Source organism: Roseibium sp. RKSG952 (genome assembly GCF_009711355.1).
This window is the reverse complement of sequence record NZ_SMMF01000815.1, coordinates 1-12,008: the sequence shown is the minus strand read 5'-3', so window position 1 is coordinate 12,008 and position 12,008 is coordinate 1. Positions and strand designations below refer to the sequence as shown.

The window sequence follows — 12,008 nt, the reverse complement described above, 5'->3', positions numbered from 1 at the left end:
CGGAACGCCGTTCAAGGCGGTTTCCGCCTTTAAAAGCTTCCTTGCGGCTCTGACACAAAGGATTAAGTGCCATGGGTCTTTGACCGCGTTGCGGCGCGTTCCGCGCCCTTGAAAATCAATCCCTTAAGGCGAACCAGCCATTGGTGTTGTGCTGTTGCACTTGGCGGCTTAATCCACCCTCACGCGGCAGCAAGCCAGTCTTCGGCGTCGTCTTCCTGACCGGCTTCGAAGCTCTTGATCTTCAGGCCCGGCATCAGCAGGCCTTCCAGTTCGGCGACCGTGCGGACCCACTCCTTGTCGCAAACCACCGCGCAACGCTTGTACTTGCCGATCAAGCCAAACAGTGATGGCAGATAGCGGAACTCGACCGCCAGCGCAGATGCATCCGGGACCGCGAAATCCGTAATCCGATAAAATAGCCTGCCGTCTGATACGTCTTCCGACACTTCGATCAGGCGCTGAAGCGCCGCTTCCATATCCTCGGCATTGATCTTGCCGCTGAAATGAATATCGACCCGGCCCGGTTCGCTTTTCTCGATGTTCAACATGACAAGCCTCCCGCAAGTATCATCGACAAATAGTCTGATTATTGAGCGGTCTTGGATATTGCGGAAAACCCTTAGTCACCTGAGGCAAATTGCCGCCCGAACCGCTCTCGCGTTGCCGCCCGACCCAGCGCCTCGGAACGGCCCCAACTCCATCCCTTGTCACTTTTGCCGCGTTCGGCTCCGGCGTCTTGCGATCCCGTGTTCGGTCTTGCTCCAGTGATGCGGCCGCCAGATGAACTCCAGAACGGCCATGTAAAAGGCAAAGCCCGAAAACATCCAGTAAACCGGGATCAGCGCGGCACTTGCCAAATCCAGCCGTCCGAAACGTTTGACCGAGGCCGCAACGGACGCGGCAATTGCGCCGCCATAACCGGCACCACCGGCAATCATCAGCAAGACCGCAGGCAAGGACAGTTCCCGAAATGAAGCGAGGTCAACCGAGACCAGCCCCATGAATATCAGGAAGGCGCTCATGAAAACCGGATGCAGCACAATCATGGCAACGCTGGCAATAAAAATGGCCGCCATGGCGACCGCGCGTCTTGTCCCGATTTGCCGGAGCATGACCCCGGGATCACGCATGTGGACACAAAACGTCTGAACCCAGCCCTTGTACCAGCGGGCCCGCTGGGCAAGCCAGGCCTTCCGGTGCGTGGGCGCCTCCTCATAGGTGGAACTGGCCAGAACACCGGACCGGAACCCGAACCGGGCCAGCCGGACACCGAGATCGGCATCCTCTGTGACATTGTAGGCGTCCCATGCGCCCACGGCATCCAGAGCTTCGCGGCGGAAATGATTGGAGGTTCCGCCAAGCGGAAAGGGCCAGTTGTTGCGATAGCACCAGGGCAGCAACTGATCGAACAGGCAGGCATATTCAATCGAAAACTGGCGGGCAAAAAAACCTTCATCGGGATTGTCGATGGTCAGCCGCGCCTGCAGACAGGCAACCTCCTTTGGCAGCAGCGCGAACATCAGGGCCGCCTTGCGCAGCTGTTCGGGGTCCGGCCTGTCCTCGGCATCGTAAACGGTGACAAGATCACCGTTGGCAAGCGCAAGCCCGTAACAAAGCGCCCGGGGTTTCGTTTGCGGCAAACCTTTCGGAACCCGGATCAGTTCCATATGAGCGGGCAGCGTCTCGGGAAAGGCACGGTAAGTCGCCTCATCCTCCTGTTCGACCAGAAACAGGATCTGCAGACGCCGTCGGTGATAGTCGAGAGCGCCGAGGTGGGCGACAAGGTCCGGAACCACCCGGCTTTCCTCGTGCAAGGGGACCAGCACCGTATAACGCGGCCAGATAATGTCCGAAGCATAGAGACGCTCCGGAAACGCAATGGCAAGCGGGTCATCCCAGGTTGAAACGGCCGCCTGAACCCGCGCCCAGCCGGACAGGGCGCACGCAGTGCCAAAAAGCCCTCCCGCGAGATAAACCCAGAACATGGGTGTTGTTGCAAGTCCCAGCACAAGTCCGGCAAGGGCAACAAGGACAAGTGCAGCCTGGCCCCGGGACAAGCGCTGTTTGGCCGACATCTCCGGAAACCTGCTGAGCAAATCCCCGGAAGGCGCACTCTGGATGCGGTTCGCATGGTTCAGGGAACTGGGAGAGGCAATCCGGATCCGGGATGCGAACTCGGGATTCTTGAGCAGATGTGTGCGCACCTCTTCGAATTGGTCAATTGCCGGTGCGATGGCATAATAGGCCTTGTTCTTGTAAAGGCTGACGAGAAGCGGACCGCGGTCCCCCTCCCCCATCTGCAGGACATGATTGTTGAGGGTTCGCGGTCGAAAGCTTTTGTAAGGAAGAAATGGTACACCGCAATACTCGGCAAAGGCACTGTAGAGCGTTTCAAGACTGACGATGCGCTTGCGGACCAGATATTCGGAAGGGGTCCAACCATGTTCGGGAGCAAGGCGGCAGGCAGCCTCAAGGCTCGCTTTCGAAAGCCCGCGCAACAGCAAAACCTCCAGTTCACCTGGCAAACGCATGCCGTTTCCCCCAATGGCCGCCAGCGCTTTCTTGACCGGCGCCGGTTTCAAACAAGCCGCCCTGTTTCCTTCCAAAATAAAGCCATGACAAAATGATACAATCAACGGTTAATTTTATTATTATTACACTAATTATTCTTGCAGCAATTAGCAACGGTAAATCTTACGCTACGCAAGAAGCAAGCATATCATCACCCAACTTCTGGAATCTGAAGAGCGGACATACCCGCCCGAACCAACTGCCCAGCAGAATCCAGTTCCTGGCGACTGATGATTTTCCGCCTTTCGTGTTTCGCGACCCGGAGGACAGGTTGACCGGGTTCAATGTGGACCTTGCGCGAGCCCTTTGTCAGGAGCTGCAGGTTTCCTGCTCCTTGCGGATCAAGAAATTCGAAGATCTCCTGGTGGCACTGGAAGAAGAAGAAGGAGACGCGATCATCGCGGGACTGGCGCGCGCGCCGGAAATGGCCAGCCGCCTCGCCTTTTCAGATGATTATCTGAAACTGCCGGCCCGGTTTGTCTCAACGGCGAACGCGACGGACGGGCTGGTTTCCGTACCGGATCTGAAGGACAAACAGGTGTCCGTTGAGGCGGGGTCGCGGCACGCCGTGTTTGCCGGACGCTTCTTTCCGGAAGCCCAGGTCATTGAATACAGCAGTTTGAGCGACGCCCGTGCCGCAGTTGCCAGTGGCGACGTGGACTATCATTTCGGCGACGGTCTGAGCCTATCCTTCTGGCTGCAAAGTGCAGCCGCAAATGATTGCTGTGCCTTTTCCGGCGGTCCCTGGCTGGAACCGGGCTACTTCGACAGCGGCTTGGCCATTGCGACCCGCCGCGACGATCAGTCCACCCTCGATGCCCTCAATTACGGTCTCTATGCGCTTTACAAGAACGGGAAGTATCAGGAACTCTATCTCCGGTACTTCCCGCTGAGCTTTTATTGACGGACACCTGTTCGCATACGCCAACGCCCGTGTGCAGCGTTACTGTGCAATCAGGATCGAGGCCGGGCGTTCGCCGGTTTCAATCCAGGATTCCAGCGGGGTCAGCGGATCAAGCGATGCGTTGCTGATGCCACCGGGCCCCGGCAATATCCCGCAATGGTCCATGCCCGGGATCATGAACAGGGCAACATTTTGCTGAAGGACGGCCTCGCCTCCGGCCGCTTCTGCGGCGCGTTCATACCAGTCGACGGTCTTGAACGGGGTGACAATGGGGTCCGCCCAGCCATGCCAGACGATCAACTTGCCGCCTGCATCCCGAAAGGCTGTCAGATCCGGATTGTCGGCATTGTAGACCGCACTCATGATCTCCAGCCGCGCCGGATCCCGATCAAAATCGAAATCGGCAGGGCTCCACTCCGGGCCCGGATCTTGCGGAAAGGCCATATAGGCTCCGAACCCGGTCGCGAAGGCATCAAGCAGCCTGCCGCCGCCTTCACCGTCGCCGATCAGCCAAAGCCACCAGAACGGCTCGGAGCCCGCCGGAACGCCTCCCGGATAAAGTTGCTCGCCCGCAGAGTTCACCGGCCCGGAATACCATTGATCCAGAACCTGAAGTTCGGCCTTCGTCAGGCACTGCGGTGACGCTTCGCCCGAACACGTGAGGCTAGCCAGATCCGGCCGGCATTGACGCGGATCCTCAATGACCCCGTCCGCAGTGCCGCACTGCTTGAGCACGGCTTCGCCCACAAGCTTTTCCCGGCCCGGTTTCAGGATCTGTTCGCCGTCCGGGCCGGTATTGGTTTGAACCAGCCAGCTCATCATGATCCCGACCTGTCCCGTATAATCCATGGCCGGAGCGCCCGAGATGATTCCCTGAAACATCTCGGGGTATTTTTGCGCCGCCATATGCGCCATCCGCCCGCCGGTGGAACAGCCCTGAAAAATGGCCTTCTGCGAGGGGTCTCCGTAAAACGCTTCGATCATTGCCCCCGCAACGCGGTTGGTTTCCCCGATCGACCGCCAGCCCCAATCACGCTCCAGCGGCGGGTTGTTGTAGGCCCAGCTTCCGTCCACCACCGACAGGCCCAGATGGCCACCATCCGAGGTGGCCGTCGCATAGCCGCGTTCCAGCCCCGGGCGCATGGCATTGATCCAGCTTTTGCCAGCATCCGCCCGCCCGAGAATACCGCAAAATCCGCCGCATCCGGCCTGATACAGGCCGCCATTCCACTCTTCCATCGGCAACCGGACTTCAATGGAAATCGACGGCAGCGCCGTTGCACGCACTTCGCAATAGGCGGGCAAGGCTTCCGATTTTTCAATCACCCGGGCTGACGTGACAAAACCGCCGCTCAAACCCATGTCTCGCAATTCAAGGCAATCCTGTTCCGTGGCTGCCAGCGCGCTGGCGGACGTCAAGCCAAGCGCTGCGGCAACCGCACAAATGTAATGACGCATCAATTTCCTCCCACATGCCCAAACGGCATGAACCTATAGTTGTCGAGGAGGCGTTTCTTGTAAATGCTGCGGCGCACCCGTTTCTTGCGGAAACCGGTTTTTCTGCCGGTGGAACGGCAATATCAGGCTCCAGCCGAACCTGCGCGCCCTGATTGCGCTGTCGGCATCCAGACCGATCTGCATCCGGTCATGCCCGTCCGCGGGTTGGGCCGTGTAGGTGGAAAACAGCCGGTCCCAGATCGCAAGGTTGAAGCCGTAGTTGGAATCGGTTTCGGCAATCCGCGCGGAGTGATGCACCCGGTGCATGTCCGGGGTGACGACGACAATCCGCAAGACCCGGTCCAGCCAGCGCGGCAAGGCGACATTGGCATGGTTGAAGACGGCGGCTCCGTTGAGGACAATCTCGAATACCAGCACCGCTTCGACAGGCGCACCAAGCGCAAGGATCACCGCCCCCTTCCAGAGAAAGGACAAGAGGATCTCGACCGGGTGAAACCGCAGGGCCGTGGTCACATCGACATCGCCATCGACATGGTGGACCTTGTGAAAGCGCCAGAGAAACGGAACCTTGTGGGTGGCCCAATGCTGGAACCAGACGGCAAAATCCAGCACCAGAAATGCAATCAGACCGGCAAGCCAGCCGGGAAGTTCAAAGACGGAAAAAACGCCCCAGCCCTCGGACACGGCAAGATAGGCAAGGCCAACACCGCCGATCGGAAATATCAGCCGCACCAGCACCGCGTCCAGAATCAGAAAAGCCCAGTTTGTCGACCAGCGGCGCGGACGCGCCGTGCTCAACTCCCGTCTTGGAAGCAGCACTTCCAGACAGGCCATCACGGCGAAGATCGACGCAAAGGCCAGCATCCGGATCGTATTGGTATCGAGATATTCGGGCATAAGACCAACCGTGATGAACGCGGGATTGCGGGTAAGCGTCGCGCGTTATACGCCGGAAACAAGATCACGTATCATCACATCTAGAACCTGGAGGACGAAAGACCACAGATGAGCCAGTTTTTGTGGACCCGGCCGGAATCGCTGCCTCTGGCGACATTGGTACTCGCTCATGGAGCGGGAGCCCCGATGGATTCGGTCTTCATGGACAAGATCGCCAAGGCTTCCGCAGGGGCCGGTCTTGCCGTTGCCCGGTTCGAGTTCGCCTATATGGCACAGCGCCGGAGCGGCGGCTCGAAACGCCCGCCACCTCGGGCTGACAAGCTGGTCGGCGAATTCCAGAAAGCGCTTCAGACGGTGCTTGACGAGACAGATGGCCCGATCCTGATCGGCGGCAAGTCCATGGGCGGCCGGGTTGCCGCCATGCTGGGCGGTGCGGATTCGCTCCCCAGAAGGGTCGCCGGGATCTGCTGCCTTGGCTATCCGTTCCACCCGACCGGAAAAGCCGACGCCGACTGGCGCCTTGAGCCGCTTGAGAACAGCCGCAGACCCGTGCTGGTCTTGCAAGGCGAGCGCGACGCATTCGGGTCCCGTGCCGAACTGGACGAGGTGACACTGCCGCCGCCCGTGACACTTCATTACATCGACGACGGCAGCCACGATTTCGGACCGCGCGGCAAGTCCCCGGCCACGCTCGACAGCAATATCGAGGCGGCAGCCGGACACATAGCCGCTTTTGCCAAGGGCCTGTAGCGGCATCATTGTTCAGGTTGCGCCGTCCTGAAACGTTTCTTCACGGGACGCCATGTCATGCATGTTTCGATTGGCTTCGACATGCAGGGGTCTTTGCGAGGAAACACTTGCAAAGCACCTCAGTACGGCACTTCCGGCACTTACCCTGGTCATCCCGGCCAAGCAACGCGCAGAGCCGGGATCGGTGAGCCCCAAAAACCAAGGCGAAGCCAGCGGCTCTCCGATCCCGGATAACACCATTCGGGTTTTCCGGGTTGACGATCAGGGGCAGAGAATGAGAGCGCCCGGCCTGAGCACTAATCGCCAGGAAACAGATCACGCCCGTTGCGCCTATTCGGCAGGCGCAACGTCCCGGCCCGGGTCCTGCGGCCGGGCATGCCCTGCCCGCCTCACCAAAAGAATGCGCCCCAGATCGTCGCCGATTTGCAGCAGGGCGGGTACGAGCACCAGAACCAGAACGGTTGCCGTTGCCAGTCCAAAGACGATCGTGATGGCCATCGGCAACAGGAACTGGGCCTGCAGGCTGGTTTCGAACAGGAGCGGCGACAAACCGCTGATGGTTGTGAGCGAGGTCAGGAACACAGCGCGCAACCGGTCGCAGCTTGAGCGGATCGCCGCGTCCTTGTGATCTTCTCCGGTGGCCCGCCGCTCTTCGAACCGGGAGACCAGAATGATCGAGTTGTTGACCAGAATGCCCGCCAGCCCCAACAGGCCGATCACCGACAGGATCGTCAGCTTGAAGCCGAGCAGCCAGTGGCCGACAATCGCTCCGACAACGCCGAAGGGAATGATCGACATGACGATTATCGGCCGGGAGTAACTGGCAAAAATCGCCGCCAGAATGATGTAGATCGCCGCAACCGCCAGAATGACCCCGGCCAGCAGATCCGAGAACGCATTGTCTTGCTCCTCGGCCTTGCCTGCAAATTCGTAGTTGAACCCGTATCTGGAGGCCAGATCCGGCAGGAAGCGCTCGTTCAGAGAAGCGACAATCTGGTTGTTCGATGTCACCTCATCATCAACATCGGCCACCACCGTGACAACAGTCTTGCCGTCGCGGCGCTGAATGACCGAAAAGCCTTGAGCATCCTCAAGCTGCACCACCTCGGTCAGAGGAACAAATTCCCCCGCAGGTGTGCGCAGCGACAGGTCCCTCAGGGACGAGCTTCCGGCTGCCGGAATTTCCTGCCGCACGCGGACCGTCACTTCCTCGTCACCCTCTGCAAAGCGGCGGGCAATGTTGCCTTCAAATGCTTCGCGGATCTGGCGCGCAGCACTCTCGACAGTAAAGCCCAGCGCCTTGCCACGCGGTGTCAGTTCGATCAAGAGTTCCGGTTTGCCATAGGGCAGGTCGTCGGCAACGGCACTGGTGCCGGGATAACCGGACAATTCCTCCTGCAGCTCAAGGGCGGCGGCCTTCAGGTCCTGAAGAGATGCGCCCGTCAACCGGATGTCCAGATCCCGGCCCGGAGGCCCTCCGCGGCGCTCGGCAATCGCAACCCGCGATGTGGTCGCCATGTCCGGCAGCGCTGCACGCCAGGCCCGCACGATGTCCGGCGTGCGGATCGTCCGCTCTTCGGACCGGGTCAGCTGAACATTGATATTTGCAAAATTGTCGCCCCGGTTGTTCCCGGCCTGCCCGAGCGTTGCATAGCTGGAGACCACCAGACCCTCGCCGCTGTCTCCGGTCAGGTCCGCCTCTGCCTGACGCAGGGCGTTTTCGATCAACATCATGCCTTCGATCGCTTCCGCTTGAGGGATGCCGGCATGGAAGAAGATGGTCGCGCTCAGGTTTTCGCTTTCAGGTGAGGGAAAGAAGGAAAAACCGACCCGCCCCCCAAGAATCAAGCCCGATGACAGCACCAGCGCGGACAGGGCAAGTGCAAGCGTGACGTAGCGCCAGCCGACGGCCATGCGGACAAGCGCCTGAAACGGCACATCCCGGAACCAGTCAAATCCCGCATCGAAGTTGCGGCGGAACCAGCCGGGGCGGTTTTCCCGCCCTTGCCGGATCTTGCGGCGGCGCGTGTTCTGCAGGAAGGCTTCCACACCGACGGCGGCCGCAAAACACACCAGGATCACGATGATCTCGAACCCGAGAAGCCCGGCAGCCTCCCGCAAGCTCCGCAAGGGAACGGCGAGCGGATCCAGATAGGGCGGCACGGACAGATCCGGCTGCGAGGCCAGACTGCTCAGAAAGAAGGCCGGTATCCCGGCAAGAACCACAACCCGCCACCAGGTCCAGCCCGCCTTGCCAGACAACGAATGACCGAGATGGCCAGGCAGGATCACGAAACACTCGATCAGCGAAGCGATCACCACGGCAACCACCACGACGGGAAGGGTCCCCATGATCTGGCCGAGCGTGTCCCCCACCAGAAGGATCGGTACAAAGGCCGCAACCGTCGTCAGACATGCCGCAAAGACCGGGGCGAGCATGGTTCTGGCCCCATTGATCGCCGCTTCGTCTGGCGCGTCGCCAAGTGCGAGCCGGGTTGCCGTGTGCTCGCCGACCACAATGGCATCGTCGACGATCACGCCCAGCATCATGATCAGCGCGAACATGGAGATCATGTTGATGCTCTCGCCGAAGACCCACATGATCCCGAGCGTTGCCATCATCGCGACCGGAATGCCGGCCGCGACCCACAAGGCGATCCGTGCATTCAGGAAAATGAACAGAATGAGCACGACGAGGATCAGGCCGGTCAGCCCGTTTTCGACCAGCAGCAGGATCCGGCCTTCCACCGCGTCAGCGCGCACATCGTATTTCAGGATTTCCAGCGTCGGCGGGAGTTGCGGACGGATGTCCTCCAGATACTGATCGACAATCGCCGCCGCCTTGAGCGTGTCGGTGCTTTCCACCCGCTTGATGTCCAGTTCGACCGCGCGGGTGCCCTTCGAAAAGCCCTGGTTTTCGGTTTCGTCAAAGTCGCGGAACACCCGGCCGATATCGGCAATCGTGGTCTTTTCACCGGAGGCCAGCGCCTTGACCTCGATACCGCTGATGGTTTCGGGCGTCTTGCTTTCGGCAACCGCCCGGATCTGGCGTTCAACGCCGCCCTTGATGTTGCCTGCGGGGATATCGATCGTGTTGCCGGACACCGAGGCTGCAACGTCGGACACGGTCAGGTCCAGACGTCTGAGTTCCCGTTCCGGGATCTCGACCACGAATTCGGGCGAGCGGTAGCCCAGAAGGTCGACCTTGTCGATGCCACGGTCGAGCAGGTCATCGCGCATCTGCCGGGCAAATACCTTGAGTGCCTGCTCCGAAAACGGCCCGCGAATGGCAAGCGTGGCCACACCGTCGGTGAAGGTCGAGGCGGAAATCACCGGCGTTTCGCTGTCGAGCGGCAACGTGGTGATCCCGGAAACCGCCTGTTCGACGTCCGACAGGGCCTTTTGCATGTCGGCGCCTTCGATGAAATCAAGCTGCAGCGTTGCCCCGCCCTCGCGGCCATAGGAGACCAGCTCGTCCAGATCATCGATGAACCGCAGTTCCGGTTCGACGACCTCAAGGATGTTTGCCGAGACATCCTCGGCACTCGCCCCCGGCCAGGTGATCGAAACGGTGATCCGGTCGGTCGTGATTGTCGGGAAGAACTGGGTGTTGAGCTTGGCAAGCCCGAATGCTCCGAACAGGAGCATCACGACCATCACCAGATTGGCCGCGTTCGGGTGGCGCACCACCAGTCCGAGAAAACCGTCCTGCTTCGCGTTCATCGTGCCATCCCCTACTGACTGGAGGGGGCCCGGGCCGGCCCGCCGGTTTGCTGGGAGGCCGTCTTGAAGGCTTCCGGATGGTCATTTGCGTTCAAGGGACGCACCAGCAGCCCCTCCCCGGCTTCCGGAACGCGGGTGGTCAAAACCACATCGCCGTTTTGAAGTCCCCCCCGGACGATGATCTCCTCGCCATCAAAGGCAAGCGGCCGGGTCTGCCGCGCAACCAGGCGGCTGTCCTCGATCACATAGACCAGCCCGTCCCCGTAAATCGAGGTTTCAGGGACCCGGAACGTCCCGGCGTAGGACTGATCAGGCACAAGGACTTCGACAAAGGCCCCGGGCCGCAACGGCGTTTTGCCGGGTTCCGTGTCGATCAGGGCAAAGACATCGACGCCGCCGCGTGTGCTGGCGACATCCGCACCGACACGGTCAACGGTCGCCGTATAGACAAGCGGCTCGTTGCCAAGGTTCCAGATCACCTCGACCGGGCGGCCGACCACGGTTCCGGCATCCGCAACAATGCGGCCATACTGGTTGTCGGACAGGGTAAAGCGGACTTCGAGCTCGTCGCGGCTGTAGATCGACGCGATCACGTCATTCACCCCGACCAGACGCCCGGGCTGGGCCGCCTCTTCGCGCACCACCGCATCAAACGGTGCCCGCAAGACAGTATTGGCCAATTGGCGCTCGGCGTTTTCGACCCGCCACTTCAAACGTTCGATGGCCGCATCCTGCTGGATGACCTTGGCCTCTTCCAGCGCGAGCGTGTTCTGGCGCTGCTCCAGCGTTTGTTCGCGCTGCGACACCAGCAGCCTGCGTTCGTCGACGGTCTGTTCGGTCACCGAACCGCGCGCAATCAGGGACTCGGCGCGTTCAAGATCCCGTTTGGCAAAGGTGAGCTGTTCCTTGGAGCGCTCGATGTTGGCGGTTTCAAGCGCAACACGGCCACGGTTTTCCACCTGCTGGGCTTCGGCCTCGGCCAGATTGGCCTTGGCCTCGGTGAGAGCGCCCTCATAATCGAACCGGTCGATCGCAACCAGCAAATCTCCCCTGGAGACAAAGCCCCCGGCCTTCAGGGACGGATTAACCTCCACCACTTCGCCGGCGACAAGCGCGCGCAAATCCACGGTCCGGCCTGCGGTGACTTCACCATAGACACTGATCACCGGGGCATGATCCCCCTCGACCAGCCGGGCGCTCTCGACAATGTAGGCTTTTTCCGTCACTGCGCGTTTCGGAACGCCGGGCTTGGTGGCAATGAGGTGGTTCAATGCAAACACCGCTCCGGCCAGCACAAGCAAGGCAATCACGGCCTGCAGGATGGCTTTCATTACCAGCCAGAACCGGCGCGACCGTCTTCGCCCGCGTGGCGTCTCACTATACTCCAGCGGACCGGATTTCCCATCGTCAGAACGATCTACCGACTGCAACATGCGCCTCCCAATGGACCATCTCTCAATCACTTACGCCGCGATTGTCCCGGCGGGTCAATATTGCGGAGCATAAACCGATAGGTGCATTGGTATAGGCCGCGAGGCGCGCGAAATTTCAAGCTTTCAAATGTATCAGAATATACCGGAGACCTCTGCATTTCGAAGCAAATGGCAACCAGCTTCAAATGAAATCACGCCACAGAAGTGGCGATGGCGTCATAAGGAGTTGATTGTCAAGGGTATTTGACCGCGTAGCGGCGCGTCCCGCGCCC

8 protein-coding genes are annotated in these 12,008 nt (G+C 60.3%); 2 read left to right on the top strand and 6 right to left on the bottom strand.

Going from position 1 to position 12,008, the window contains the following annotated elements; all coding sequences use genetic code 11:
* Positions 1-179: 179 nt before the first annotated feature.
* Positions 180-548, bottom strand: coding sequence for an STAS/SEC14 domain-containing protein (locus E1297_RS08150; protein ID WP_155136361.1), 369 nt, complete (start codon positions 546-548; stop codon positions 180-182).
* Positions 549-707: 159 nt separating this feature from the next.
* On the bottom strand, positions 708-2,531 hold the full coding sequence (locus E1297_RS08145) for a glycosyltransferase (RefSeq protein ID WP_155136357.1): 1,824 nt from the start codon (positions 2,529-2,531) through the stop codon (positions 708-710).
* Positions 2,532-2,653: 122 nt separating this feature from the next.
* Between E1297_RS08145 and E1297_RS08140 the strand changes: the two genes are divergently transcribed.
* Positions 2,654-3,475, top strand: coding sequence for a transporter substrate-binding domain-containing protein (locus E1297_RS08140; RefSeq protein WP_368669489.1), 822 nt, complete (start codon positions 2,654-2,656; stop codon positions 3,473-3,475).
* A 39-nt stretch (positions 3,476-3,514) separates the two neighbouring features.
* On the opposite strand, the gene E1297_RS08135 is transcribed toward E1297_RS08140, so the two are convergent.
* Complete coding sequence (locus E1297_RS08135; RefSeq protein ID WP_155136352.1) at positions 3,515-4,933, bottom strand: tannase/feruloyl esterase family alpha/beta hydrolase; 1,419 nt, start codon at positions 4,931-4,933, stop codon at positions 3,515-3,517.
* Positions 4,934-4,966: 33 nt separating this feature from the next.
* Positions 4,967-5,830 (bottom strand): sterol desaturase family protein, encoded by an 864-nt coding sequence (locus tag E1297_RS08130; RefSeq protein ID WP_209015699.1) that lies wholly within the window; start codon positions 5,828-5,830, stop codon positions 4,967-4,969.
* Positions 5,831-5,938: 108 nt separating this feature from the next.
* On the opposite strand from E1297_RS08130, the gene E1297_RS08125 reads away from it, so the two are divergent.
* Positions 5,939-6,580, top strand: a complete 642-nt coding sequence (locus tag E1297_RS08125; RefSeq protein ID WP_155136349.1) for an alpha/beta family hydrolase — start codon at positions 5,939-5,941, stop codon at positions 6,578-6,580.
* 330 nt (positions 6,581-6,910) lie between these two features.
* Here E1297_RS08125 and E1297_RS08120 read toward each other — a convergent pair whose 3' ends face one another.
* Entirely contained in the window at positions 6,911-10,303 is a 3,393-nt protein-coding gene (locus E1297_RS08120; protein WP_155136346.1) for an efflux RND transporter permease subunit, read from the bottom strand.
* 11 nt (positions 10,304-10,314) lie between these two features.
* On the bottom strand, positions 10,315-11,736 hold the full coding sequence (locus tag E1297_RS08115; RefSeq protein ID WP_155136343.1) for an efflux RND transporter periplasmic adaptor subunit: 1,422 nt from the start codon (positions 11,734-11,736) through the stop codon (positions 10,315-10,317).
* Positions 11,737-12,008 lie beyond the last annotated feature (272 nt).